Below are 25,698 nucleotides of genomic sequence, written 5' to 3'. Positions count from 1 at the left end.
TCGGGTTCCCCCGCGCACCCTGGAGCCATGCCGGATGCGGATCAGATCGCTTCCCGCCGCAACTTCCGACGCTCGCGCTCGGAGAGGCCGCCCCAGATTCCGAAGCGCTCATCGTTCTCGAGCGCGTACTCGAGGCACTCGGAGCGCACTTCGCACCCCTCGCAGATGCGCTTGGCCTCGCGCGTTGATCCGCCCTTCTCGGGGAAGAATGCTTCAGGGTCGGTCTGCGCGCAGAGAGCGTCGGCCTGCCACGAGAGCGCCTCTTCGTCATCGCGTCGGATCCCGGGCGTACCGAGGAATACCGGATCGACGAACCAGTTCCCAGGTACCGGCGTGTGCGAAGTATCGCTCAACATCCCGTCCCTTCCTCGACCTCAGCGGCGCGTGTTCGCAACCGTGCTCACATAATTACACCGGTGTGATTCTCTCAAGTCAAGCTGAGGATTCTAAACCCTCAATCACGCGTTGAGGGTGGAGGACACGCCCGCGTGTCGCAACTGTTCCGAAACGCACGCGGAGGTCACCCCCAGATCACGAGCATGCGGTACGTCATCACCGCCACCGACAGATGCACGACGGCGAGCACCAGGTTCGCCCAGCGGGTTCGATCGATGAGCGCCCAGAACCCAGCGCCGAGCGGAAGCAGCAGCGCGACGATGAGGTACATCCAGAACTCGAGCGGATCACCCGTAGGCGCGTTGCCCGAGAACGGAGCTGCGATCGCGATGACGATCTGCGCGATCAACGCCACTGCGATGAGGAGCGTCGCCCCCATGGTGAAGTCGTTCGGAGAGCGTTTGCGCAGCGCTTCGACGAGGCAGAGCACCGCCGCGGCGAGCGCGAGAGCGATCAGGGTCGCGCCGTACCAGCCGATCATGAGCGCTCCCCCGACTCCGCAGGGAAGTTCGTGACGGCCCGGGCCCGGCCCTGCTTCACCCGCACCAGGCCGACGAGCCGTTCCCCGGGACCCACGGCCGCGACCAGAGCGGCATCGTCCATGGCAGACGGGTCGACGTCGAGCTTCTTCCCGTTGCTCAGATCGATGGCCTGCTCCTCGCTCAGCTCGAGACGCGGAAAGAGCTCGGTCGCCACCGCAGCCGGGGCGAGGAGCGGGAGCGCGCCGCCCTGGGCGAGCACCTCGGTGCCGACCGCGCTCGACACACCGAACGGACCGACGCGCGTGCGCCGCAGCATGGTCAAGTGGCCGCCCACACCGAGAGCGTTCCCGAGATCCCTCGCCAGCGCGCGGATGTAGGTGCCCGTGGAGCAGCGGACCGTGGCGTCGATATCGATGGCCGGTGCACCGGTGTCATCGAGCACCTGGCGCGGTTCGCCGAGCTCGAAGGCGTGCACGGTGACGGGCCGCTTCTTCAGCTCGACCGTCTCCCCCGCCCGCACACGGTCATACGCTCGCTGCCCGTCGACCTTGATGGCGCTCACCGCGCTCGGGGACTGCTCGATATCCCCGGTCAGATCGGCCGCGGCGGCGACGATGCGCTCACGCGTCACCAGATCCATCGCTCCGGCCGCCGCGGTGCTGATCCGCTCCCCCTCGCGATCGTCGGTCACCGTCGCAGAGCCGAGCCGGATGGTCGTGAGATACGTCTTGTCGAGCCCGACGAGATGCGTGAGCAGGCGCGTCGAAGGCCCGGCTCCCAGCACGAGGAGCCCGGTCGCCATCGGATCGAGCGTGCCCGCGTGCCCCACTTTGCGCGTGCCGAGCGCGCGTCGGGACTTCGCGACCACGTCATGGCTCGTCCAGCCCTCCGCCTTGTCCACGAGCAGAATGGCGCCTTGCGCGGGCAGGCGAGCTGGGTCGTTCGTCACAGGATCAGCCTACCGGCGGCGACCCGAGGCTCCCGCCGCGGAAGCGCTCTACACTGGAGCCGATGAAACCGACCGACCCCGTGAGCACCGAGATCTCGGTCGCGCTCTGCGAGTGGTTCGCGCGCTCAGCGCGGGATCTGCCCTGGCGGGGACCCGATGTCGCACCGTGGGCGATCCTCGTCTCCGAATTCATGCTGCAGCAGACCCAGGTCGATCGCGTGCTCCCCCGCTGGATCGCATGGATGGAGCGATGGCCGACGCCTTCGGCGCTCGCCGCCGACGAACCGGGCGAGGCGGTGCGCGCGTGGGATCGCCTCGGATACCCGAGGCGCGCCATCTGGCTGCACCGCGCCGCAGTCGAGATCGCCGAGCGCCACGGGGACACGGTTCCCGCGAACGTCGACGAGCTGCTCGCGCTCTCCGGCATCGGGCCGTACACCGCTCGCGCGGTCGCCGCGTTCGCGTATGGCGAGCGGCACCCCGTCGTCGACACCAATACGCGTCGCGTGATCGCGCGACTCGTGCACGGTCGGGCGGCCGCCGGGATGCCCGCGCCGGGCGACCTCGCCGATATGGAGGCTCTGCTTCCCGAATCGCGAGACGCGGCTGCCGTCTTCAATGCGGCGGCGATGGAGCTCGGAGCGATCGTGTGCACCGCGCGTGCCCCCCGCTGCGACGCGTGCCCGGTTGCGCGCTGGTGCGAATGGCGCGGAGCCGGGTACCCCGACAACGCACCGGAGAAGCGGCCGAAGCAGGCGAAGTTCGCGGGGAGCGACCGTCAGGTGCGGGGGCGCATCATGGCGCTCCTCCGCCGATCGACGGAGGCCGTCGAACCCGCTGCTGCGCTCGAAGCCGCGGCCGACGGGGGCGTCCGCGATCCGGATCAGCCGCGGCGCGCGTACGACTCGCTCATCGCCGATGGACTCGTCGTCGAGCTCGATGGGCGAGCTCGTCTGCCGTGACCGACCGGCCGGCTACCGCTCGTCTTCTTCGCGCGGCTTGACGTACGGGTCCTCTTCACCGGCGTACTGCGCACCCGCGGCGAGAGCAGCCGCCTCGTCATCTCGGCGCTTGGCCTCCGCGAGCAGTTCGTTGAGGTGCTGGGCGCTCTCCGGGAGCTCGTCGTGGATGAACTCCAGAACCGGCGTCAGCCGCGTTCCGAGCTGCTTGCCGACCTCGGTGCGCAGCATGCCGGTGGCAGCTTTCAACGCCGCAGCCGTATCCACCTGCTCCTGCTCATCGCCGTACACCGTGTAGAACACGCTCGCGTGCTGCAGATCGCCCGTGACACGCACATCGGTGATCGTGACGAAGCCGAGGCGCGGATCGCGCAGCCCCTTCTCGAGGCGCCTGGCGATGATCTGCTGGATGCGCTCGGCGACTTTACCCGCCCGTGGATTGCTCATGGAAACAGACTACCGCCGGATCGCTCCCAGACGCGGCGGTTCGGTGCCCCTACGATGGATGCAGTCAGACGTACGCGACGAACAGTTGAGGAGGCGTCTTCATGACGTACCCGCCCACCCCCGAGAATCCGGCGCAGCCCGAGAACGAGAAGCCGGGTCAGTCCGAGACCGGGTCCGCGGCACCCGACAGCCAGTCGGCACCCCCGAGCAGCACTCCTCCCCAGTACGGGCCGCCGCAGCATCAGGCTCCCGAGTCGCAGTATCAGGCTCCCGAGCAGTCGCAGTTCGCGGCCCCGCAGTACGAAGCGCCTCAGCAGCCGGTGCAGCCCCCGCCCCCGTACCAGGCTCCGCAGTACCAGGCCCCGCAGTACCAGGCGCCTCAGCAGCCGGTTCAGCCGCCTGCGGCGTACGCACCGCCCACGGGCTCCGCGTACTCCCAGCAGCCGCAGGCGAACTACGCCTCGGCTCCGGCGTACGCGGCGGGTGCAGCCGGTGTACCGGGGCCTGGCGAACCCTTCAACGGGGCGGTTGACCCCGAAGATCTCAGCCGACCGCTCTACGGCGCCACATTCGGCCAGGCGATCCGCCGCTTTCTCAAGAACTACGCGGGCTTCAGCGGCCGTGCATCGCGCAGCGAGTACTGGTGGATCGTACTGTTCAGCTTCCTGGTCACGCTGATCCCGTTCGCGTTCTACATCGTCGGCGTCGTGATGCTGGCCGGGGCCAGCGCGAGTTCGGCGGCGTACAACGACGGCTTCGGCGACGGGTACGGCTCGGCGGCGTCGGCGCCCGCGGCGGGACTCGGAATCACACTCCTGATCGTCGGCGTGATCCTCCTCGTCGCCGTCGGACTCGCCCTGCTGGTGCCGAGCATCGCCATCACGTGGCGGCGCTTCCACGACGCGAACTTCGCGGGGCCCTTCTACTTCCTCTCCTTCATCCCCTACGTGGGCGGCCTCGTCGTGCTCGTCTTCATGTTCCTCCCGCCGAGCCCGCTGGGCCGGCGCTTCGATCGCGTCTGAGCGATCGCCTCTCCTGAAGGCCCGTGCTGCTTCGGCGGCACGGGCCTTCGGCGTTCCCGGGGCGGTGCGGCGGCGTGCGCCTGTCGGTGCGCGGGGTGCGCGTCCGTAGGTGCGGCGTTACGCACCACCGCTCATGCAGGAGATCCTCGCTCGCACGTGCAGAAGTCGCGTGATCGCGACCGCTCCACGCCGAATCCCCTGCACGACGCCGGGGCACCAGATGCGAGAAGGGCGGGGAGGATCGGCCGAAGCTGATCCTCCCCGCCCTTCTCGGACGGAAGCCGCGGGTTAGCCGCGCGGCTTCTCCACCATCTCGGTGGTCTCGATCTCGTCACCGATCTGGATATCGTTGAACTTGCCGAGCCCGATACCGGCTTCGAAGTCCGTCTTCACCTCGGTGACGTCGTCCTTGAAGCGGCGGAGCGACTCGATCGCCAACCCATCTGCGACGACGACGCCCTCGCGGATGACTCGGGCCTTCGCGTTGCGCGTGATCGTACCGCTGCGCACGATGACGCCCGCGATGTTGCCGAACTTGGAGGAGCGGAACACCTCGCGGATCTCGGCGACACCCGACTGGACCTCTTCGTACTCCGGCTTGAGCATGCCCGTGAGCGAGCTCTCGATGTCATCGAGCGCGTTGTAGATGACGTTGTAGAACCGGATGTCGATGCCCTCGCGCGCTGCGCGCTCGCGCGCCTTGACGTCGGGGCGCACGTTGAAGCCGATCACGATCGCGTTGTCGATCGTGGCGAGATCCACGTCCGACTCGGTGATCGCACCGACGCCGCGGTGCAGGATGCGGAGCTGAACGGAATCGTCCACCTCGATCTTCATCAGCGATTCCTCGAGCGCTTCGACAGCACCCGACACGTCGCCCTTGATGATGAGGTTGAGCGACTCGACCTTGCCATCCTCGAGCGCCTTCGTGAACTCTTCGAGGCTGATGCGCTTGCGGGCCTTGGCGAGCATCGCGTTGCGCTCCGCCGCCTCGCGCTTCTCGGCGATCTGCCGAGCGGTGCGGTCTTCGGAGGTGACGATGAAGTTGTCGCCCGCGCGCGGAACGCTCGAGAGACCCTGCACCTGCACCGGCCGCGACGGCACCGCCTCGACCACCGGATCGCCGTTCTCGTCGCTCATCGCACGCACACGACCGTACGCCGTGCCGGCGACGATCGCGTCGCCCACGCGGAGCGTACCCGACTGGATGAGCACGGTGGCAACGGAACCGCGGCCCTTGTCGAGCTTCGCCTCGATGGCGACGCCGCGCGCGTCCTTGTCGGGGTTCGCACGCAGGTCGAGACCGGCGTCGGCCGTGAGCAGCACCGCATCGAGCAGATCGTTGATGCCGACGTTGTTCTTCGCCGACACGTCGACGAACATGACGTCGCCGCCCCACTCCTCGGAGACGAGACCGAACTCCGTGAGCTGCTGTCGCACCTTCTCCGGGTTCGCGCCTTCCTTGTCGATCTTGTTGACCGCGACCACGATCGGCACGTTCGCCGACTGCGCGTGGTTCAACGCCTCGATCGTCTGGGGCATGATGCCGTCGTCGGCCGCGACCACGAGGATCGCGATATCGGTGACCTGCGCACCGCGGGCGCGCATGGCGGTGAACGCCTCGTGGCCCGGCGTATCGATGAAGGTCAGCGCGCGCTCCACACCATCGTGCTCGGTGTGAACCTGGTAGGCACCGATGTGCTGCGTGATGCCGCCGGCTTCACCGCCACCGACGTCGGCCTTGCGAATCGCGTCGAGCAGACGGGTCTTGCCGTGATCGACGTGACCCATGACCGTGACAACCGGGGGACGAGGCTGGAGTACGTCATCGCCCTCCTCTTCGAGCTCGGCATCGATGTCGATGTCGAATCCTTCGAGGAGTTCGCGATCCTCGTCCTCGGGAGAGACGATCTGGATCTTGTAGCCCAGCTCGTCGCCGAGGATCTGGAATGTCGTCTCATCGAGCGACTCCGTCGCCGTGGCCATCTCTCCCAGGTGGAAGAGGACGGTGATCAGATTCGACGCGTTCGTATCGATCTTGTCCGCGAAGTCCGAGAGCGATGCGCCGCGGCGCAGACGCACCGGGGTGGTGCCATTGCCGCGGGGAACGCTGACGCCGCCCAGCGACGGCGCCTCCCGCATCTCGAACTCTTGCCGCTTCGCCCGCTTCGACTTGCGCGCTTTGCTCTTCGAGCCGCCGCGGCCGAACGCACCGGCGGTGCCCGCACCACGACCACCGCGGCCACGGCCTGCGAAGCCGCCTGCCGGGCGCGGCGCGCCGAAGCCGCCTGCACCGGGAGCGCCACCGCCGCCGCCTGGCCGGTTGAAGCCGCCGCCGCCCGGGCGACCGCCGCCGGGGCGACCCGGGCCGCCGGCACGTCCACCAGCGCCGCCGCCCTGGGGGCGGGGTGCCGGCCGCGGGATGTTGCCGGGGTTCGGGCGACCTGCGCCACCGCCGCCACCGGGGCGACCCATGCCCTGGTTCGACGCGAACGGGTTGTTGCCCGGACGAGGCGGGCGGGGAATGCCCATACCCTGGCTCGACGCGAACGGGTTGTTGCCCGGGCGGGGGCCGCCCGGCTTCGGGGCGCCCGGCTTCGCACCGGGCTTCGCAGCCGAACCGGGCTTCGCAGCACCCGGCTTCACGTCGGCGGGCTTCGCCGTGGGCTTCGGACCGCCCGGCTTCACCTCGGACCGCGCGTCCGCAGCAGGCGTGCTCTTCGCCGCACCCTGCGCGGGAGCGTTAGCCGCAGGAGCCGGAGTCTCCGGCTTGGGCGCCGGCTTCGGGCCGGGCTTCGGACCGCCGGCGGGCTTCTTGGCGGCGGGCTTCGCAGCCGCATCGCCCTCACCCTGAGGCTTGGTCACGCCTTCTGCCTCAAGGGCAGCCTTGACTTTGCGCGCCACCGGGGGCGCGATGCTTGACGAGGACGCCTTGACGAACTCGCCCATATCTTTGAGCTTGGCCAGAACGACCTTGCTATCGACACCGATCTCCGCAGCGATCTCGTGTACGCGTGGGTTTGCCACATTTCTCCTGTCTGGGTTCACGCCAGACAGGCGAGAACCATAAATTAGCCGACGGGCTTCATCGTGAGCCGCTCATTAGTTGTCCATGAGTAATTTCAGCCTGTTCTCTAAGGGACTTACGTCGGGCTTCCCCGACACTCGCAGTGCACGGAGGAGGTTTCCTCGCGCCACTGCACGATCCAGACACTGGAACGCGGGGTGCACCCACGCTCCTCGCCCCGGAAGCACCGCACGATCATCGACTACCAGCCGATCTTCGTGCACCACCACCCGCAGCAACTCTGTGCGCGGTGCGCGTTTGCGACACGCGACACAGGTCCGAACCGGAACCATCCTACCAGCTTCCCACTTTCAACACTCCCAGATGTGGCCCGGCGCTCCGACAGGGCCACATCCTGGCTTCGGACGACTTCCGACGTCAGTCGTTCATGATCAACGTCAGTCGTTCATGATGGAATCCGGCTGGATGTCGATTTTCGCGCCCGTCAGCTTCGCGGCGAGACGCGCGTTCTGCCCTTCCTTGCCGATCGCGAGCGAAAGCTGGAAGTCCGGGACGAGCGCGCGCACCTGCTTCAGCGATTCGTTGAGCATGAACACGTCGGTCACCTTCGCGGGCGACAGCGCATTGGCGACGAAGGCCGGAAGCGCGGGCGAGTAGTCGACGATGTCGATCTTCTCCTCGCCGAGCTCGCTCATCACAGCGCGCACGCGGCTGCCGAGCTCGCCGATGCATGTGCCTTTCGCATTGATCCCGGCCTGCTTGGCGCGCACCGCCACCTTGGTGCGGTGGCCGGCTTCCCGAGCCAGGGAGACGATCTCCACGAGCCCCTCGGCGAGCTCGGGCACCTCCCGTTCGAAGAGCTTGCGGACGAGCCCCGGGTGGGTGCGCGAGACGATGACCTGCGGCCCCTTCGTCCCCTTGGACACGCTCGTGACGTACACGCGCAGACGAGTTCCGTGCGCGTAGCTCTCACCCGGAATCTGCTCCTCGGGGGGCAGGATCGCCTCGAGTTCACCCAGGTCGATGTGCACCATACGCAGGTTCGGACCCTGCTGCACGACGCCCGAGACGATCTGGCCCTCCTTGTCCTTGAAGGTGCCGAGCACGGCATCGTCCGAGAGATCGCGCAGGCGCTGATTGATGACCTGCTTCGCCGCGCTCGAGGCGACACGGCCGAACTCATCCGTGGTCACGTACGCTTCGCCGATGACCTGGCCTTCGCCGTCGAGTTCGGGAATGAGCACCGAGATCTCACCGGTTTTGCGATCGAGGGTCACGCGCACATCGCTCTCGCGCGGAACCGGGAGCTTCTGGTTCTCCGCGTGACGCAGGTACGCCGACTGGATCGCCTGCTCGATGATCTCGATCAGTTCGTCGAACGGAATCTCCTTCTCACGCTCGATCTGACGCAGCGTGACGAGTTCGATCTTCACGAGTGGCCTCCTGGGTATTGAGATGTCTATTCAGATATGGCCCGCGACCGCAGGCGAATCACTAGGGTAACGCACGAATGACCGCACCAGGCGAACGCCCAGCTTCACGCCTCCGCTCCCCCACCGTCGGGCAGTGCGACGTGGATCGGGCGGACGCGACCCGATTCGATCGCGAGCCCGCGGCCGACCGGAAAGTCCGCGCGCTTCACGCGGCCGAAAGGTTCTCGGAACGGCGATTGCCCCTCCGAGCTGTCGGGCTGCAGCGCGAGCCCCCAGTTCGGCTGCTTCAGCGCAGTGAAGAGGTCCCAGATGGCACTCCCGCTTCCCTGCTCGAACTCGAACAGAACGAGCACGTCCGAGCGACGGGCGACCTTCGCGAGCGCGATGAGTTCGGGCAGCGCGTCGCTCCCCTCCGCGTCGGTCGGACGTTCGATCACTACGACCGCGCGCGTTCCCTCTGGCGGGAAAACCTCCGGAGTCTCTTCGGCTTCCGGTGCAGACGCGGCACGGGAGGGGTCGCCGATGATGCCGGTACCGATTCCCAGGGGCACGGCTCGGCGTGCGGCGGGTTTGCCTCCGAGCGCAGACGTGAGCGCACGGGCCCGATCCCGCACCTCGTCCTCGCCGAGCGCGATCTGCTCCCAGTCCTCCGATGCGGTGAGCCCCCGCGCCGTGAATGTCAGCAGCACCCGCTCGACGGCGTCTCCTCGCCCGCCCGCCCAACGCGTGTACCCCTGGACGCAGGTGCGCACCGCTGTCGACACACCAGAACCCGGAGGCCCGGCGATGACGCCGAGCCCCGACACGGGCAGACCGACGGGCGCGAAATCGTCGGTTGTGATGCCGAACACCGGTCGCCCTTCGACGGCGTCCGGGAGTTCCGAAAGAGGAAGGTGCGTCGGTGCGTTGCGCACCGGAGTCACCTCGACCGCGCCGCGCTCGCGGAGGAGGCGGGCGATCCGCTCGAGCTCACGAGCTTGCGAGACCAGACCAGCCCCGTCGCCGACCCTCGCGATCTGGATCTCCTCGTCGGTGCGGGCGAGCAATGATCGGCCGGCCGGGGAATCTTCGAGGGCGTCGGGGCGCACCCCGAGGGTGCCGTAATCGTGGGGGCCTGCGAGGCGGAACACGTACTGCTGCTGCACGGCAGCAGCCAGTGATGCAGGGATCGCCCCCGGCCGATCGCTGGTCAGGACCACGTGCACACCGACGGATCGGCCGGCCGACATGATCTCGCTCAGCATCTGCATCGGAGAATCCGAGCCGCTCAGTGTTTCGGTCGCCTGTTTGAACGCGGCGAAGCCGTCGACCAGGAGCACGATGCGAGCTGCATTGCGCCCGCCCGGCGTGCGCCTGAAGGCCCGCAGCCCCGCCGCTCTGGCCGCGGTGTAGCGAGCACCGCGCCGATCGATCTCTCCCAACAGCCGGCGCAAGACGCGTCCGGTGAGTTCGGTGTCGGCGAGCGACGCTACGGCGCCGACCGTCGGCAATATGCTGAGCGCGTCGAGCGCTCCCCCGGCCGCGTCGATGGCGTAGAGCTCCACCGGGTACTCGTCGGCGTTCGTGCTGAGTGCGGCGGCGAGCGTGATCAGAGCGCTCGTCTTTCCGGTGCCGCTCGCGCCGATGAACGCAACGCTTCCCGCCACTTCGAAGTCGATGACGACTGGGCGTTGAGATTGCGAGGACGGCTCGTCGCGCAAGCCGATCACGGCTGCGTCGTCGATATCGTGGAGCTGCGTCGCCGCCTGCCGTTGCACCGTTTCGAGTGCGAGCGACGCGGGGAGAGCGTCGAGCCAGGGGCGCCGCGGCGGGGCGAGGCCGAGATCGGTCGCCGCAGCCGTGATGGCATCGCGCAGCTGCTCGATGTCGCGCGGCGGTTGCACCCGCCGACGCTTCTCGGACCGCGGTTCGGGAGGGATGCTCCAGGGTTCCCCCTCGGCGAAACCGAGGGACCGCACTTCGATGAGCGATCCCGACTCTGCGCCCGAAGCTCGACCGCCGAGATACCCGGTTTGAAAATGGGCGATGCGCCCGGGGCCGACTTTGAAGGCGCCCCGCCCGGGCGTCTCCGGCGGGAAGAAGGCGGCGTCCGCCGCACCGAGCACATCGTTGCTGTCCGATTCATCGGCCATGCGAAGCGCCACGCGCAGATTGGTGTTCGCCCGCAGGTTGTCGGTGATCACCCCGGCTGGGCGCTGCGTGGCCATGATGAGGTGCAGTCCGAGGGAACGGCCGCGCTGAGCGACATCGACGACTCCGTCGACGAACTCCGGCACCTCTGCGGCGAGCGCGGCGAACTCGTCGATGACGATGACGAGTACGGGCGGGGCCGTCGGATCCGATCGCCGTTCCATGGCGATGAGGTCTTTCGCGCTGCGGGCGGCGAGGAGCTCCTCTCGGTAGTGCAGTTCGGCTCGGAGCGAGGCGAGTGCACGTCGCACCAGGTGCGGGCTGAGATCGGTGACGAGCCCGACCGTGTGCGGAAGGTCGACGCACTCCGCGAAGGCGGCACCCCCTTTGTAGTCGATGAGCAGGAACGTGAGGCGATCGGGACTGATGGTCGCGGCCATGCTCATGATCCAGCTCTGCAGGAACTCGGATTTCCCGGCTCCCGTGGTACCGCCCACGAGCGCGTGCGGTCCGTGCGTTCGCAGATCGATCGCGGCGAGGCCGTCGGGGCTCTGGCCGACGACAGCGGAGAGCGTGAGAGGATCGCGCTCTTCGCCCGCGCGCCAGCTCGCAGTCAGGCTGCCGGACTGCTCCCATGCCCGCACCACCGAGCTCGCTCCGCCGAGGAAGTCCGTCGCGTGGAGGTCTCGCAGGTGCACCGCTTTGGGAAGATCGCTCTCGTCGAGAGTGCGCGCACTCGTGTCCTCGACCGGTGCGAGGTGTCGCGCCAGTCGGAGGGCTTGCACGGCTTCCACTGGTTCGACCCGCTGCAAGTGCACCCGGGTGCCCGAACGCACGAAGCTGACGCGCCCCTCCGCAGTGCCGAGCTCGACGAAGGTGCGGCACGCGGCGGGCAGTTCGTCTGCGGAGCGCGCCAGCCAGATGAGATGAATGCCATGATCGGGCCCGTCCTCCGCGAGCGCGATGATGCGCGAGGGGTCGACGAGACCGGGGTCGAGCACGAGCACCACGACCGCTGGGATGGTGGGCAGATCGTCGATCGCTGCGCCTGATTCCTCATCGTTGCGCGTCTCGACGTCGAGGTGCGATCGTACGGTGCGTCTGCGAGCCGCGGTCTGTCTGCCCTCGAGCAGGCCTTCGAGCGCAGTGACGAGACGCACCGAGCCGACGGGGTCGTCGGCGAGCTGCCACGAAGGAATCGGACTGCTGACGGAGTCGATATGAGGGAGCCATTTCAACCATTCCCAGTCCGCGGTGCACCGCGCGGACGCGAAGCACGAAAGCACCACTTCGGCGGGCGAATGCAGGCCGACGACCTGCATGATCAATGATCGGGCCATTCCCTCCGCCCAGATCGGTTCGCCGACGACGCCGATCGAGCCGGAGCGTGCGAAGCGTTCGAGCAGTGGGACGGGAGAGACGTCGGCGAATTCCTCTTCGATTCGCTGCAGCGCTTCCCATTGCCGCCGGTCGGTCTCGCCGCGGGCGGGCAGCGTGATCTTAGTGCGGCTGGGCAGCACACCGTCTCCGAAACGGACTTCGAGAAATGACCGGTGCTCGGGTCGGCGCGTCCAGAGGAGGCCCGAGCGACGCAGCACTGCATCGGCGATCTGCATGATCGACGGGGTTTCGCCAGAGCGAGCTTCGATCTCCCGTCGTCGCAGATCGGCGAGGTCGGCCCGGTCGGCGGCGAGCGCCTCCTCGAATTTCACTGCCTCGCGTTTGCGTTTGCGTGCGCTTCCCACGCGATTGTCGAGCCACGACCCGATCATCATGAGCGGTGAGAACGCGACCATCATCAGGCTCATCGGCGACTGCGTCACCAGGTACATAGCCCCGCCCATCATCATGGGTGCCAGCATCGCGAGCATCGGGATCCTGCTCGGTTCGGCTTCCCGAGGGGGTGCTGGGAGCTCGCGATGCGAAGCGGGGAACACGGGTGCGACTCGTGGCGCCCTCGTGTGCATCGCGCGATGAGAGAGGTGCGGAGCTTCGTGCACCGGCGGGCCCGGCGAGACCCTGAGCAGTACCTCCCCCAGGGCGAGCTCGGTGGGACGCTCGATACGATGCTCCGTGATGCGACTCGTTTCGGACGCACCGAGCACGACCCCGTTCGCGGAACCGAGATCCCGTACGACGGTGCTCGTGGAACGCCCCGTAAGGACCTCGATTTCGGCGTGCCTCCGCGACACGCTCGGATCGCTGAGGTGCACCCGGCAGCTGCGATCACGGCCGATGGTGTTCGTGCCGGCGATGAGGCTGTAGGTCGCTCCCGCGTGCGCTCCCGTCAGCACTTCGACGTATCCGGCCACCTCGATGACACGCGTCTCCGAGCTGCGATTGCCGAACTCGGGAACGGCCTCGACGATCCACCCCGACTGCACTCCCGAGGCGCCGAGCGGTGACAGCGGGTCGAGGAGCATCACGGGGCCGGCCGATCCGGCTCGGCCCCGCAACGTGAGAGGGACGAGTCGGTTCTGCGCAGCATCGGCGAGGCGCGGATCGCCGGAGACGCCTGCCCTGAGGAGTGCTCGTGCGACGTCGCCGACGGTGGTCGTGACGTCGCACGACAGGGTCACATCGTGGAGGCCCCGGTGCGGAACCGCGAGCGTCAGCTTCAGCTTCACGGCAGCCTCGACCGGTTCGTGATCGCCGGGCTCGTTGTCGCTACGGGTTCTGGAACCGGTACAGCGCGGTGTCCGAGCCCTCGTCGCCCGCCTCGTCTTCAGGTGCTTCTCCCTGGAAGCGCGCGAGGTCGCGCACGTTCTTCTGCACGGCGACGGAGGCGAACAGACTCATGGCGAAGCCGATGCCGTAGAAGCCCTTCTCGCTGAGAGTCATGCTCCCCGCGTTCCAGAGTCCAATTGCGAGCAGCCCCAGGGCAAGCCCGACTGCGCACCAGGCGATGCCGAAGTACAGGTTCGTGACCGGCAGATTCTCCGCCCGGTCGCGAACGGTCTTCTGCAGCGACACGGCTGCGAAGAGGCCGAACATCAGGACGGTGAAGTAGTAGCCCTTCTCGTTGAGCTCCATGCCGGCATTGAAGAGGCCGATCAGATAGGTCGACATTCCTATGAGGAGGGCGCACCACGACGCACCGATGAAGGCCGGCGTCGGTTTCTGCGGTGATTCCGGGGTGTCATTCATCTTGCGTGTTCCTTCCAGTAGCAGAAGACGACGCTTCCACTGATATAGACGGGCAGTTCGATCTCGTCACGTCGTCAGGGTCTCGGCTGCTCGTCATCGGACGACGCGCCTCGGCGTTCGAGTTCATCCGCGAACTCGTTCTCGCGGGATTGCCAGTTCGTCACCGTCGCATGCACCGAGCAGGCCGTCTCAACTTCCAGAGACATTCCGATAGTCGACGCTCGAAAGGCGAGAACTGCACCATCCTCGCGATCCGCTCGAAAGTAAGGATCCGAAGCGTACGAGAGGACATCCGAGACCACCCAGCCCTCTGATTCCCAGAACGTGCGCACGCGTTCGGCCGCCGCGAAAGGGTCATTGACCTCGACACTCCTGTTCTGTAGCGAAGCGATCAGACGGCCTCCCGTGCTGCAGTCCCGTGGGTGCAGCATGCCCAGAACTCCATCTCGGTCCTTCGGAGTATTCGACCATGGAAGTGTGCGTCTCGACTTGAACCAGCCGTTCTCGATGCCACTCGCGTCGATCGCAGCGTCGAACTGCTCGCCTACCCATTCCCGCTGCTCGTCCAGCGTCATATTTGTGATCTCATTTCCTGGCTCATTCGACACGATCGGCACCTCTTGCACGCAGCTCGCCATCGCCACTACCGATATTGCTGCCACCGCGACCGCCACAGAACGCCGGCAGTGAACCCAGGTCATGTTCATTCCGTCTCGCATTTCACTCGCCGCGGTGTGGTCGTCCCGCCCGGGCCAGTAATGTCTTCACTGCACCACCCCTCGGTGCGGGTGAACGACTTCCGCAGGTCCTCATCGATCAAATCGAGTGAGAGCTTCGCGACGGTGTTGAGCACCTGGGTCTTGCGGTCGAGATAACCGTGCCCTTCGGACGCGGTGCCACCCATGAAGGATGCTCGGGGGCCCTCGCCCGTAATGGAGTGCCCATCGCTGCTTTGGAGGCCTCTACTCGGGTCTCCATCGGACGAGAATGAGAGCCCGCCCTCATACACTGGGCTTCGCAGGTACTGGTTGAAGGGGTCGGTTGCATTCGGGTTCGGCTGCCCTCGAAGCGAGAGACCCGCACCGAACGGAGCGATCGCATCTCCCTCGGCGAACGTGGTGAAGATCGCCTTCTGGCCGGGTTCGAGTTCTCTGACCCGCAGTGCATCGTATGAGGGCACGAGCTCGGTGTCGAGCCCCGCGGAACCGAGCATCACGAGGGCGTCCGCCGGGTGAGCCGTGCTCAACATCGTCAGTGCAATTGTCGCCACGGTGGTGCCGTAAGAATGGGAGATCACGGTAAGAGAGGGCGGCTCAAGGTCGCTGATGCCCCTCGCCGCGTGCTGCCCCTCGAGCTCTGCGGCGAACCGCGGAGCTCCCGCACGTGCAGCTTTCACGTCGAGCACACCGAGGTCTCCGGTTGTCGGCATGTTCGGGGTGTCATAGCCAAGCCATGCGACCACGGCATTGGATCCCGGCATCTGAGCAACGTTGTTCTGCTCGTCATGGAGGTTTCGACTCGCCTCGTCCCAGCCTTCGAGTGCGAGATGAGCATCACTGTTCATCCCGGCGACTTGCCAGGCCGTATTCGTCGCCGTGTCGAGATCGCCGTAGCCCACCGCAGCCATGGGAACACCGCCCGTGATGTCAAATGAAACGAGCTGTATCGGTGGATCAGCAATTCCATCTGCCGCGTCCGCTTTCTCGACCTCTTCACGCTTCAAGATCTCCCGAATGTCCGCCATCAGTGCCAGTTGCTCCGGGGTCATCGCCTGCGGGTACCGCTGGTAGAACTCCACCATCCTGCGATTCGCCGCATCCCGCACTTCATAGGGAAGGCCGGGAAGATTGCCGATCACCCAGGGGGTTTCTTCGATCAAACGCTCGCGTTCGGCGGGGTCGAGTGCCGCCCAGGCCGCCGCGACTTCCGCCGGATCCGGCGGATCCTCCCAGACGCGCTCTCCCGATTCGGTACCGATCAGCTTCGTGAGCAATGGGTGCGACTTCGACGTCTGCGGTACGTCGTCGCTCACACCCCACCGCTCTCCGCTCATCGACACTGCGATCGTGAAGGTGCGCGATTCGGCATCGCCCGAACTGACGCTGATCAACTGGCCGATCGCAGTGTCGGCGAGGGCACCGGAGAGACGCTCCTCCGCACGTCGGCGGTCGTCGATGAGTGTCGCCCAGATCCGCTTCGCCTCCTCGATCGACTCGATGGCGTTCCGCCAGATCGATGCGATGCGCGTCCAATCGTGCTCATGCATGGAACGAAGCTGCTGCACGACGGCGTCCTGCTCGTCGGCGTCGAGCTCCCCCGCGCGCGGACCGAGGTGCGGCTGCGGCATGACCCCCGGCGCGCCGTGATCCCACGCATACGGGACATCGACACGGATCAGTGAAGCGATGTCCTCGATCTGCGACGCGGCCACGCGGATCTCTGACAGAGATTCCTCTGCTTGCTCCCGAGTACTGCGGGCGCTCGCGTGGATGCGATCGACCTCGGATGCGTAAGCGTCGAGAGCCCGCTTCGCGTCTTCGGACGACCGGAACGCCGCGTTGGCACCCGGAAGCAGTGCCTCGCGAAGCTTCGCAGTAATCGATCCGAGTGCGGAACTCCGCTCCGTCTGGAGGGTGAACTGCGCATTCTGCACATCGGTCGAGTACTGCATCGTATCGGCGGATACGTCCTGAACGTACCGCCCGATCGCAGTGATCTCCTCGACCGACCCGTACACGGGTGTGCCTTCGAGCACTGCCGCAGCGTCTTGGGGCACGAAGATGGTCATCGCGCCGCCCTTCTCACGGCGAAGCCGGAATGCAGGGCGTTCGCCAGTCGAGCGTCCAACTCGGAACTGTGCTGCATCACCCCGGCAACGCTCATACTCGCGGTTTTCGCGGCGTCGGCGAGAGCGAGCCTCGATGTCGAGAGACCGCTCACGAATCCCATGATGTCCTCACCCAGACCTGTCAGCGTCGCGGGTGGACCCGATGGCAGCGCGGCATTGCCCTCGATCATCACTCGCGAGGCAGCGGCGAGATGCACGGCTGCCGCTTCGAGCACCGCATCTGACACCTTCAGACCATCAGACATAGCATTTCCTCGTTTCGAAAGAGACGTGGTGCAGTGGTGGGGCGCGGCCCGCAGCGCGCGACGCGCGAGAACATCACCCGTCGCGCCGCTGCGGGCCGAGCAGACCGGCGTCAGTTGATCTTGGCGGCGATCTGCGCGTCCATATCGCGCATCGCATTCGCGGTCTGAGTGAGGAAGGTCTGGATTTCGGAGAGCTTCTGCACCACGGTGTTCGCGCTCGTCGTGTAATCGTTGTAGGCGGCGTTGAACTTGCCGGACGCCTGGTCGGTGACGAAGCCGGAGGCGACCAGATTGTTGATCTGCGACTGCAGTGCGCGGAGCTTCTCGGTGATCTCGTCTCGGCCCGTGCCGAGCTGCGAGGCGGCCTGCTCCATCTCGGCGTACGTCACATTGATATTGGCCATGGGGATCCTTTCTCTTGAGCGATCCCCCCGGCTCGCGTCAGTGCTATCGGTCATCGCCCGGATACCCGGGAGATGTCTTCTACCGTAGGGACGTGCAGGGTCGAGAACGACCTCATTCGTCATGAGTGTGGACAACTTCGGTATTCACGACCGGCCACACCGGTATGAGCGGCGGTGCAATGCTGCGGGCGAGAGCTGGAAGCGGGCGTGAATTCGATCACCGGCTTCGGCACCGGCATCGGCATCGGCTCCGGCTCACGAGCGCTGCCAGAAACGCAGAATGGGGCGCCGCTGCACCTGCAGCGACGCCCCATCATCAGACGCGAGACCCAGACGCGGAGCCGGTCCCGTACCTTGATTCAGCTCATGCGCGAACTCCGAAGAGCGCCGGTACCGCCGAGAGTTCGACCTTCTCCTTGGTGCCCGCGGCGCGATCCCACACCTCGGCGAATCCTTCAGCCGCGTCGCGCCCGACGACGACGACGCGCGGCACGCCCAGCAGCTCGGCGTCGCCGAACTTCACACCGGGCGACACCTTCGGCCGGTCGTCGAAGATGACCTCGACCCCGGCAGCGTCGAGCGTTTCGACGAGCGACTCGGCGATGTCGTGCACCGCAGCGTCGCGACCCGTCGCGACGACGTGCACGTCGAACGGAGCTACGGCCTCCGGCCAGATCAACCCGCGGTCGTCGTGGTGCAGTTCGGCGAGTATCGCCATGATGCGGGTCACGCCGATCCCGTACGACCCCATGGTCACGGTGACGAGCTTGCCGTTCTCGTCGAGCACCTTGAGCCCCAGCGCCTCGGCGTACTTGCGGCCGAGCTGGAAGATGTGTCCGATCTCCATGCCCCGCGCGGTCTCGATGGGCCCCGACCCGTCGGGAGCGGGATCGCCGTCGCGCACATCCGCGATCTCCACGATGCCGTCCGCGTGGAAGTCGCGGCCGTACACGAGGTGCGCGACGTGCTTGCCCTCGACATTCGCGCCGGTCACCCAGGTCGTTCCAACGGCGACGCGGGGGTCGACGAGATAGCGCAACCCGGTCGTGCTCTCCGCCCCGAGTGCTGCGATGGCCGCGCCTGATTCATCGATCTGCGCGGGCCCGATGTATCCCTTGACGAGGCCGGGATGCCGCGCGAGATCCGCAGCAGTGGCGGGCTCCACCTCGGCATTGGGGAAGGCGACCTCGGCGCGCTTCATGTCGGCGTTGCGATCACCGGGAATGCCGACGACGACGATCTCGCGCTCACCCCCGACGGGCGTCACCGCGAGCACGACGTTCTTTAACGTGTCGGCAGCAGTCCACTCGCGCCCGTCCTCGCGGGGCAGCGCGGCGTTGGTGTGCGCGACGAGGGTGTCGATGGTCGGGGTCTCCGGCGAGTCGTAGACCATCGCCGTCGGCGCATCGTCGAACGGAGTGGCCGACGGAACGGGCGTGCGGTACGCCTCGACGTTGGCGGCGTATCCCCCCGCGGATCGCACGAACGTGTCCTCGCCGATCGGAGTCGGCAGCAGGAACTCCTCGCTGCGCGATCCGCCCATCGCTCCCGCGTCGGCCGAGACGATCGCGTACTCGAGGCCGAGGCGCGTGAAGATGCGCTCGTACGCATCGCGCTGGCGCTCGTAGCTCGCGCCCAGCCCCTCATCGGTCGCATCGAAGGAGTAGGCGTCCTTCATCGTGAACTCGCGGCCGCGCAGCAGGCCGGCGCGCGGGCGAGCCTCGTCGCGGTACTTGTCCTGGATCTGGAACAGCGTGAGCGGCAGATCCTTGTACGACGTCACGATGTCCTTCACCATGTTCGTGAAGACCTCCTCGTGCGTCGGAGCGAGCAGATAGTCGGCGCCGTGGCGATCCTGGAGACGGAAGAGCGCGTCGCCGTACTCCTCCCACCGCCCCGTGGCCTCGTAGGGCTCGCGCGGCAGCAGGCCGGGGAAGTGCACCTCGTGCGCTCCGGCGGCGACCATCTCCTCGCGGATGATCTCCTCGAGCTTGCCCTTCACGCGCAGCCCCAGCGGCATCCACCCGAAGATGCCCGGGGCCTGGCGGCGGATGTATCCCGCGCGCACGAGCAGCCGGTGGCTCGCCACTTCTGCGTCAGCGGGATCCTCGCGGAGGGTCTTGAGAAAGTACGAGCTGAGCCGGGTAATCACCCCACCATCGTAGCCCCCGCGGTGCGTGTCGGAGGTGCGCCGTACGCTGGACCCGTGACGCGAACCCGCTGGCTGCACTGGCTCGCACCGTCCCTGGTGCTGGTGATCGCTGCTGCGCTGCGGTTCTGGGCGCTCGGCCGGCCCGGGGTGCTGGTCTTCGACGAGTTGTACTACGTGCGCGACGCCATCAGTCAACTCGCGCACGGGTTCCCGACGACGTGGCCGGATGACGAGCCGGACATGAGCGGGTCGCGAGCGCTGGGGTTCACGGATGAACCGTCGAACGCGGTGCACCCGCCGCTCGGCAAATGGCTGATCGGGCTCGGCGTGCTCGTGTTCGGGCCGGGCACCGGGTGGGGGTGGCGCAGCGCGGTCGCCCTCGCGGGTGTGCTGACCGTGGCGGTCACGATGCGGCTGGGCTGGCGCATCTCGCGAAGCCTCCCCGTCGCGTGCGTCGCGGGCCTGCTGCTCGCCGTGGACGGCGTGCACGTCGTACTCACCCGGGTGGGTCTGCTCGACGGGTTCCTCGCCCTCGCGGTGTCGATCGGCGCGCTGTGCGTCTGGCGCGACCTCGAGTGGACCGGGGCACGGGCGGCGGTTGCGGATCCGGGGGCCCGCTCCTCCGCACCTCCGCCCCGGGTTCCCGTGCTCTGGCGCAGACCGTGGCTGCTCGCGGCGGCGGCGTCCTTCGGCGCAGCTGCATCGATCAAGTGGTCCGGCCTCTACCCGCTCGCCGCCTTCCTCATCTTCATCACGGTGCGCGACCTGATCCTCCGCCTGCGCGCCGGAGAGCGGCGCCCGGTGCCCCGCGCCGGTCTGCAGGCCGTGATCGCAGGAGCGATCGCCCTCCCCGCAGCGGGGCTCGTGTACCTCGTGTCGTGGGCGGGCTGGATTCTCACCCCGGGCGGGTGGAACCGCACGGCCGGGGAGGCATGGTGGCCTGCGCTGCTCCGGTACCACGCGCAGATGCTCGACTGGCATGGATCGCTCAGCGCTCCGCACCCGTACGCCTCGCACCCGCTGACCTGGCCACTCGCACTTCGCCCGACGGGCATGTACGAGACCCACTGGGGGCCCGACGAGGGGTGCCCGTGGTCGGCGTGCGCCGCAGCCGTCTCACCGCTGCCGAATCCGCTCGTCACCTGGGGCGGAGTCGTCGCGCTGGTCGCACTCCTCTGCATGATCGTCGTGCGCGCGCGCCGCGGCCCCGACCCGCTCGTGACCGCGAGCGCGTTCGTCGTCGTCGGCTATCTCTCCGGGTGGCTGCCCTGGGTGCTCACCGTGTCTCGATCCGCGGTCTTCCAGTTCTACGCGGTGGTGCTGACGCCGTTCTCCGCGCTCGCCCTCGTCCTCGCGCTCGCGCTGCTGTGCCGGGTACGGGTGGGCCCGCGACTCGGTGCCCTCGCGCGCAGCGCGACCCCTGCGGCGAGCGCGGCACCAGCGCCACCTGCGGCACCTGCCCCCTCGAACGCTCCGGAGCGCGCGTTCGAAGGCCCCGGTCGCGGATCCCCGGAGACGCTACTGGGGGTGCGAATCGCGGCGGCCATCTACCTCGTCGCGTGCCTCGCACTGGCCGCCTGGTTCTTCCCGACCTGGTCGGGTGCTCCCATGGCGGAGTGGTTCTGGCGGGCGCACCTCTGGCTGCCCGGCTGGCAGTAGCGCGCCGCCGTCTCAGAGCAGACGCCGCGAGAGCGCCCACGCGGTCAGCTCGTGGCGGTTCGAGAGCTGCAGCTTGCGCAGCACGTTCGACACATGCGTCTCCACGGTCTTCACCGACAGGAAGAGCTCCGCCGCGACCTCTTTATAGGCGTAGCCCCGCGCGATCATGCGCATGACCTCCTGCTCGCGCGCCGAGAGGCGATCCAATTCGTCGTCCTGCACCGCCGTCTCCCCGCCGCCCGTGCCGAACGCATCGAGCACGAAACCCGCCAGCCGAGGCGAGAACACGGCATCGCCGCCGTGCACCCGCACCACGGCGGCCGTCACCTCGGACCCGGAAGCCGTCTTCGTCAGGTATCCGCGAGCACCGGCGCGGATCACCTGAACCACATCATCGGCTGCATCGGAAACGCTGAGCGCGAGCATGCGGATGCCGCGCGTCTCGGGCCGATCCGCGAGGCGCTGCAGCACCTCCGCGCCCCCGCCGCCGGCCCCGCCGGGCAAGTGGACGTCGAGCAGCACCACGTCGGGCACCACAGCTGTGATCACGGCGACGGCCTCATCCACGCTCGCGGCCTCGCCGACCACGTCGAGTTCCTCGCCGAGCTCTGCCCGGAGCCCGGTGCGGAAGATCTGGTGATCGTCGACGATGACGATGCGGATGGACTTCGCTGCAGGGGTCATCGGCTCTCCTCGCTCGGTGCGTCGTCACGGGCCGGCGAACTCGCGGCCTCGGCAGTCGGTTGCCTCGGAACACTCAATCGCACCGACGTGCCTCCGCCCGGCCCTCGCACGATGCGCGCCTGGCCGCCCGCACGTTCCATTCTGCCCAGGATCGATTCGCGAACACCCATTCTGCCCTTGGGGAGGTTGTTCGGGTCGAGCCCGGCGCCCCGGTCGGTCACGTCGATCGCCACGCGATCCTGCGTCGCTTCGAGATACACGGTCACGTCGCCGCCCGCGTGCCGCGCCGCATTCAGCATCGCCTCGCGCGCAGCTGCGACGATCGGCGCCGGCGCGATGAGCCCCTCTCCGGCACCGACCGCGACCACTTCGAACCGCACCGGGTGGTCCGCCTCCAGCACCGCGGCGTGCGCCCGCAGCTCGGTATCGACGGCCTCCTGCGGCGCTGGTCTCGCTCCATCCGCGGTGCGGAAGAGCCACTCGCGCAGCTCCCGTTCCTGACCGCGGGCCAGACGCGCCACTTCGCTCCCCGGCTCTGAACGCTGCTGAATCAGCGCAAGGGTCTGCAGCACCGAGTCATGGAGATGCGCGGCGATATCCGACCGCTCCGCCTCCCTGGCGCGAGCCGCTCGCTCAGCCATCAGCTCGCGATTGATGCGCAGGAGCCAGGGAGCCACCGCGAGGGCGACTCCGGCGAGCACCGCGAAGGCGGCGCCGATGACCGTCCAGGTATTGGGTTCGCGCGCGGTGACGAAGAACATCAGCACACCGACGGCGACGAGCGCGAGCGCCCCGAGCGCGCGGGGCAGCGCGTTGCGGTCGGGTCGGTTCCGGTCGGCGATTTGCCACCAAGTGAGCCCGACCCCCACGAGTACCGCGAGGGCGGGCAGCAGCAGCTCGAGTCGCAGCTGCACGCCGACGCGCTCGAGCACGAGCCCCACGCCGGCGAGCAGCAGGCAGAATCCGAGCAGCAGTTCGGCGATGGGCCAGCGGGTGCGGCGCGCATCGGAGCGCTCGTCCGCCGCCTCGGGTTCGGGTGCCGGCTCGGTCGCTGGCCCCGCTTCGGGTTCGGGGTCGAACGGTACGGGAGCGGGAGCGGGAGCGGTCGCTCCCGCATCGGACGGCGTCGCGGCGGGCTGCGTCAACGCCCGTCGAAGGGGAACGACGCCCGCGTCCGCGCCCTGCCACGGCACGGTCGCCCAGAGCCACAGATAGAGCACGGCCCCCGCTCCGCCGAGCGCGGTGAGCACCAGCATGGCGATGCGCACGGTCTGGGCCGGGATGCCGAGATGCTCGCCGAGACCTCCGCAGACGCCCACGAGCACGCGGTCGTCTCGCGAGCGGGTCAGGGGAACGGCGGTCATGCCCCCATCAAAGCAGGTCGGCGCGACGATCGGGGTCTCGGGGTCGGCGGATCAGGGAAGCGTCAGGGTGATCCCCCATGGCCCGACGCACCGCACTCGTCCAGACTCGAAGCATGCACACGACACCTCCCCCCTCAGAAACGGCGGGCCGCCCTGCCGAACCTCCGGCCGGCCCTCCCGCAGGCCAGGGCTTCTTCGACTGGCTGCGCGGGCTCGGCGTCACGCGCAGTTCCGATCGCTGGTTCGCCGGGGTGGCCGCCGGGGTGGCCGAACGCCTGCGGATCGACCCGATCATCGTGCGCGGGGTCTTCATCGTGCTGGCGCTGCTCGGCGGCCCGGGGCTTCTGCTGTACCTCGTCGGATGGCTCCTGCTGCCCGACGCCTCCGGCCGCATCCACGTGGAGGAGATCTTCCGGGGGCGAGCAGAGACCGGGATGATCGTCGCCGCCGTCATTCTCACGTCGGTGGTCATCATTCCCGGTGTCATCGGGTTGCTGAGCCCGGGGGGCGGCTTCCCGATCTTCAGCGTTTGGAGTTGGGACGTGTGGGGCCGACTCGGCATCCCGGGATGGCTCACTGCCACGGTGGCGTGGCTGTCATGGATCGCGATCCTCGTGCTCGCGTTCTTCTGGGTGCGGAGCGTCGTGCTCAAGCGCGGCCGTGAACACCGCGAACGGACGTGGAATGCAGACGACGAGACCTCGGCAGCGGACGACGCCCATCCGGATCGGGCGGACCGCTCTGCCGACCGCGAGTACGACCGCACCGCTCGCGACTCCGCCGAATCGCTCGCGGCTCGGGCCGGAGAGAGCGCGGATCGAGTGGCGCGCGATGCTGCGGAGTGGGGCCGCCGTGCTGGGGCCGCGGCCGACAAGTGGGGGCGAGAAGTGGGCGAGCAGACCGAAGCGTGGAGCGCTCGCTACGCGGAGCACCACGACGCGCACCGGCTCGGAACCGCGCACACCGTCATCACCGTGGCGCTCGCGCTGCTCGCCGGCGGACTCGCCGCGCTCTGGACGACCTCCGTGCACGGACCGCTCCCGATCGAGAGCGTGGCCCCCGATGCACTGATCACGGGACTCATCGCCGCACTCGCGGTGCTCGCGCTCTCACTGATCGTCGCCGGCACGCGCGGTCGGTACACCGGCTGGGTCGGCTTCCTCTCCTTCTGCGGCGTGGTCGCCCTCCTGATCACCGTGGTACTGCCCTGGGGCACGCGCTTCCAGCCGTTCGGCAACCTGCACATCAGCGGTTCGGAGACCGGCGCCGTCGTGCTCGCGGGGAACACGACCGTCGACCTCACCGGGATCGACTCGCGCACTGACGGGGAGACGGGCCTCGAGGTCTGGGTGCTCGCCGGCCGCGTCATCGTCGAGCTCCCCGAATCCGAGCCCGTGATCGCGCATGTGCGGATGCTCGCCGGGCGCATCGACGAGTCCGGCCGCACCGATCTCGGTGTCTCGAGCGACGCGCAAGTCATGACGAGCGGGCCGTTCATCTCGCGGGAGATCCGCTCGAATGTGACCCCGGAGAATGCCGACGAGGCGAGTACCGTCACCGTCACGCTGCTCGCCGGCAATGTCGAGGTCGAGGGCGGCGGGGATGCGCAGGGAGCGACGGGATCCGGCGACGCTTCCGAACCGGATGTCTCGACGGATACGGATCGGCGCGCGGAGCAGCGTCTGGAGCGGCAGCGCGATGAGCTGAACGACGAGCTCGACGTGATCGAGTGGAAGCTCTCGGAGCCCGGGCTCAGCGCCTCCGAGCGGCGGAGCCTCGAGACCGAGCGCGGCGACGTCGAGCAGCGACTCGAAGACCTGGAGATGGAGATGAACCGATGACCACCGATCCCACGCGCCCTGAGCCGCTGAGCTCGCAATCGCCACGGCCCGAACCCGGCGAGGAGGAGACGACGACGCGGATCCCGCTCACCCCGCCACCTCCGGGCGACGGTGCCGCCGACCCGGCTCCGAACGCACCGAGCGCGCACGTCGACGCAGCGAGCGCCTCGGACCTCGGAGCGCCGCACATGCGAGACTCTCGAACCGCAGGTGAGGCGTCTGCGGGCCGGCGCGACACCGATCGACCATTCGTGGACGAGCGCAGCCGGAGCGAGCAGCTGCCGACTCGGCCGAGCCCGCGTACGGGGCCGATCGTGTGGGGAGCGCTCATCCTGGTCTTCTGCGGGTACGTCTCGCAGCAGGTGCTCGGGGGCGGCGGGCTCGACGCGGCCGGCTGGATCACCGCAACCGTCATCGGTCTCGGCGTGCTGCTGCTCGGGGTCGGCTTCGCGGTGCTGATGCGAAGCCGCCGCGAGACCAAGCGAAAGCCGTAGCCGCGACTCCGCGA

General features: G+C 68.0%; 21 protein-coding genes. 5 read left to right on the top strand and 16 right to left on the bottom strand.

Features of this window, described 5'->3' with window-relative positions:
- Positions 1-41 precede the first annotated feature (41 nt).
- The 3 genes from PQI23_RS00880 to truB form a co-directional block, all read right to left on the bottom strand.
- Positions 42-356 carry a WhiB family transcriptional regulator gene (locus PQI23_RS00880; RefSeq protein ID WP_339970721.1) on the bottom strand — a complete coding sequence of 105 codons (315 nt, stop codon included), beginning with the start codon at positions 354-356 and terminating at the stop codon, positions 42-44.
- A 164-nt stretch (positions 357-520) separates the two neighbouring features.
- Positions 521-877: a hypothetical protein gene (locus tag PQI23_RS00875; RefSeq protein ID WP_339970720.1), complete on the bottom strand. Its 357-nt coding sequence runs from the start codon at positions 875-877 to the stop codon at positions 521-523.
- A complete protein-coding gene (gene truB, locus PQI23_RS00870; protein ID WP_339970719.1) occupies positions 874-1,827 on the bottom strand; it encodes a tRNA pseudouridine(55) synthase TruB in 954 nt (317 codons plus the stop codon). The genes PQI23_RS00875 and truB overlap by 4 nt, the downstream gene beginning before the upstream one ends.
- Positions 1,828-1,889: 62 nt before the next feature.
- On the opposite strand from truB, the gene PQI23_RS00865 reads away from it, so the two are divergent.
- Complete coding sequence (locus PQI23_RS00865) at positions 1,890-2,789, top strand: A/G-specific adenine glycosylase (protein ID WP_339970718.1); 900 nt, start codon at positions 1,890-1,892, stop codon at positions 2,787-2,789.
- A gap of 12 nt (positions 2,790-2,801) precedes the next feature.
- Here the strand turns inward: PQI23_RS00865 and rbfA are convergent, their stop codons facing one another.
- Positions 2,802-3,233, bottom strand: coding sequence for a 30S ribosome-binding factor RbfA (gene rbfA / locus PQI23_RS00860; RefSeq protein WP_339970717.1), 432 nt, complete (start codon positions 3,231-3,233; stop codon positions 2,802-2,804).
- Positions 3,234-3,334: 101 nt separating this feature from the next.
- On the opposite strand from rbfA, the gene PQI23_RS00855 reads away from it, so the two are divergent.
- On the top strand, positions 3,335-4,255 hold the full coding sequence (locus PQI23_RS00855; protein ID WP_339970716.1) for a DUF805 domain-containing protein: 921 nt from the start codon (positions 3,335-3,337) through the stop codon (positions 4,253-4,255).
- A gap of 288 nt (positions 4,256-4,543) precedes the next feature.
- Here the strand turns inward: PQI23_RS00855 and infB are convergent, their stop codons facing one another.
- The 10 genes from infB to PQI23_RS00805 form a co-directional block, all read right to left on the bottom strand.
- Positions 4,544-7,282: a translation initiation factor IF-2 gene (gene infB / locus PQI23_RS00850; protein WP_339970715.1), complete on the bottom strand. Its 2,739-nt coding sequence runs from the start codon at positions 7,280-7,282 to the stop codon at positions 4,544-4,546.
- Positions 7,283-7,357: 75 nt separating this feature from the next.
- Positions 7,358-7,615 (bottom strand): YlxR family protein, encoded by a 258-nt coding sequence (locus tag PQI23_RS00845; protein ID WP_339970714.1) that lies wholly within the window; start codon positions 7,613-7,615, stop codon positions 7,358-7,360.
- 105 nt (positions 7,616-7,720) lie between these two features.
- Positions 7,721-8,716 (bottom strand): transcription termination factor NusA, encoded by a 996-nt coding sequence (gene nusA, locus PQI23_RS00840; RefSeq protein WP_339970713.1) that lies wholly within the window; start codon positions 8,714-8,716, stop codon positions 7,721-7,723.
- A gap of 104 nt (positions 8,717-8,820) precedes the next feature.
- Complete coding sequence (locus tag PQI23_RS00835; RefSeq protein ID WP_339970712.1) at positions 8,821-13,473, bottom strand: FtsK/SpoIIIE domain-containing protein; 4,653 nt, start codon at positions 13,471-13,473, stop codon at positions 8,821-8,823.
- Between the two features lie 40 nt (positions 13,474-13,513).
- Positions 13,514-13,993 (bottom strand): inner membrane protein YiaA, encoded by a 480-nt coding sequence (gene yiaA / locus PQI23_RS00830; protein ID WP_339970711.1) that lies wholly within the window; start codon positions 13,991-13,993, stop codon positions 13,514-13,516.
- Positions 13,994-14,067: 74 nt separating this feature from the next.
- Entirely contained in the window at positions 14,068-14,694 is a 627-nt protein-coding gene (locus PQI23_RS00825) for a hypothetical protein (RefSeq protein WP_339970710.1), read from the bottom strand.
- A 2-nt stretch (positions 14,695-14,696) separates the two neighbouring features.
- On the bottom strand, positions 14,697-16,781 hold the full coding sequence (locus PQI23_RS00820) for an alpha/beta hydrolase (RefSeq protein ID WP_339970709.1): 2,085 nt from the start codon (positions 16,779-16,781) through the stop codon (positions 14,697-14,699).
- Positions 16,778-17,086: a hypothetical protein gene (locus PQI23_RS00815; RefSeq protein ID WP_339970708.1), complete on the bottom strand. Its 309-nt coding sequence runs from the start codon at positions 17,084-17,086 to the stop codon at positions 16,778-16,780. Before PQI23_RS00815 ends, PQI23_RS00820 begins: the two co-directional genes overlap by 4 nt.
- 110 nt (positions 17,087-17,196) lie before the next feature.
- Positions 17,197-17,490 carry a WXG100 family type VII secretion target gene (locus PQI23_RS00810; RefSeq protein WP_339970707.1) on the bottom strand — a complete coding sequence of 98 codons (294 nt, stop codon included), beginning with the start codon at positions 17,488-17,490 and terminating at the stop codon, positions 17,197-17,199.
- Positions 17,491-17,854: 364 nt separating this feature from the next.
- Positions 17,855-19,642 carry a proline--tRNA ligase gene (locus tag PQI23_RS00805; RefSeq protein ID WP_339970706.1) on the bottom strand — a complete coding sequence of 596 codons (1,788 nt, stop codon included), beginning with the start codon at positions 19,640-19,642 and terminating at the stop codon, positions 17,855-17,857.
- 54 nt (positions 19,643-19,696) lie between these two features.
- Here PQI23_RS00805 and PQI23_RS00800 point away from each other — a divergent pair, with 54 nt between their 5' ends.
- Entirely contained in the window at positions 19,697-21,301 is a 1,605-nt protein-coding gene (locus PQI23_RS00800; protein WP_339970705.1) for a dolichyl-phosphate-mannose--protein mannosyltransferase, read from the top strand.
- A gap of 12 nt (positions 21,302-21,313) precedes the next feature.
- Here the strand turns inward: PQI23_RS00800 and PQI23_RS00795 are convergent, their stop codons facing one another.
- Both PQI23_RS00795 and PQI23_RS00790 read right to left on the bottom strand, forming a co-directional pair.
- Complete coding sequence (locus PQI23_RS00795; RefSeq protein ID WP_339970704.1) at positions 21,314-21,985, bottom strand: response regulator transcription factor; 672 nt, start codon at positions 21,983-21,985, stop codon at positions 21,314-21,316.
- Complete coding sequence (locus PQI23_RS00790; RefSeq protein WP_339970703.1) at positions 21,982-23,349, bottom strand: ATP-binding protein; 1,368 nt, start codon at positions 23,347-23,349, stop codon at positions 21,982-21,984. The genes PQI23_RS00795 and PQI23_RS00790 overlap by 4 nt, the downstream gene beginning before the upstream one ends.
- 113 nt (positions 23,350-23,462) lie before the next feature.
- Here PQI23_RS00790 and PQI23_RS00785 point away from each other — a divergent pair, with 113 nt between their 5' ends.
- Positions 23,463-25,190, top strand: a complete 1,728-nt coding sequence (locus tag PQI23_RS00785) for a PspC domain-containing protein (protein WP_339970702.1) — start codon at positions 23,463-23,465, stop codon at positions 25,188-25,190.
- Positions 25,187-25,684, top strand: a complete 498-nt coding sequence (locus PQI23_RS00780; RefSeq protein ID WP_339970701.1) for a hypothetical protein — start codon at positions 25,187-25,189, stop codon at positions 25,682-25,684. Before PQI23_RS00785 ends, PQI23_RS00780 begins: the two co-directional genes overlap by 4 nt.
- Positions 25,685-25,698: the final 14 nt, after the last annotated feature.

The sequence above is a fragment of the Leucobacter sp. USCH14 genome, assembly GCF_037619215.1.
GTDB lineage: Bacteria > Actinomycetota > Actinomycetes > Actinomycetales > Microbacteriaceae > Leucobacter.
Note: the sequence above shows the minus strand (reverse complement) of the source record. Positions and strands in the feature narration are given on the sequence as shown.

What these genes read in the sequence shown, in the direction of transcription:
- PQI23_RS00880 (WP_339970721.1), bottom strand. Translation starts at nt 356, where the DNA reads ATGTTGAGCGATACTTCGCACACGCCGGTACCTGGGAACTGGTTCGTC.
- PQI23_RS00875 (WP_339970720.1), bottom strand. Translation starts at nt 877, where the DNA reads ATGATCGGCTGGTACGGCGCGACCCTGATCGCTCTCGCGCTCGCCGCG.
- PQI23_RS00865 (WP_339970718.1), top strand. Translation starts at nt 1,890, where the DNA reads ATGAAACCGACCGACCCCGTGAGCACCGAGATCTCGGTCGCGCTCTGC.
- rbfA (WP_339970717.1), bottom strand. Translation starts at nt 3,233, where the DNA reads ATGAGCAATCCACGGGCGGGTAAAGTCGCCGAGCGCATCCAGCAGATC.
- PQI23_RS00855 (WP_339970716.1), top strand. Translation starts at nt 3,335, where the DNA reads ATGACGTACCCGCCCACCCCCGAGAATCCGGCGCAGCCCGAGAACGAG.
- PQI23_RS00845 (WP_339970714.1), bottom strand. Translation starts at nt 7,615, where the DNA reads ATGGTTCCGGTTCGGACCTGTGTCGCGTGTCGCAAACGCGCACCGCGC.
- yiaA (WP_339970711.1), bottom strand. Translation starts at nt 13,993, where the DNA reads ATGAATGACACCCCGGAATCACCGCAGAAACCGACGCCGGCCTTCATC.
- PQI23_RS00825 (WP_339970710.1), bottom strand. Translation starts at nt 14,694, where the DNA reads ATGACCTGGGTTCACTGCCGGCGTTCTGTGGCGGTCGCGGTGGCAGCA.
- PQI23_RS00820 (WP_339970709.1), bottom strand. Translation starts at nt 16,781, where the DNA reads ATGACCATCTTCGTGCCCCAAGACGCTGCGGCAGTGCTCGAAGGCACA.
- PQI23_RS00815 (WP_339970708.1), bottom strand. Translation starts at nt 17,086, where the DNA reads ATGTCTGATGGTCTGAAGGTGTCAGATGCGGTGCTCGAAGCGGCAGCC.
- PQI23_RS00810 (WP_339970707.1), bottom strand. Translation starts at nt 17,490, where the DNA reads ATGGCCAATATCAATGTGACGTACGCCGAGATGGAGCAGGCCGCCTCG.
- PQI23_RS00795 (WP_339970704.1), bottom strand. Translation starts at nt 21,985, where the DNA reads ATGACCCCTGCAGCGAAGTCCATCCGCATCGTCATCGTCGACGATCAC.
- PQI23_RS00790 (WP_339970703.1), bottom strand. Translation starts at nt 23,349, where the DNA reads ATGACCGCCGTTCCCCTGACCCGCTCGCGAGACGACCGCGTGCTCGTG.
- PQI23_RS00785 (WP_339970702.1), top strand. Translation starts at nt 23,463, where the DNA reads ATGCACACGACACCTCCCCCCTCAGAAACGGCGGGCCGCCCTGCCGAA.
- PQI23_RS00780 (WP_339970701.1), top strand. Translation starts at nt 25,187, where the DNA reads ATGACCACCGATCCCACGCGCCCTGAGCCGCTGAGCTCGCAATCGCCA.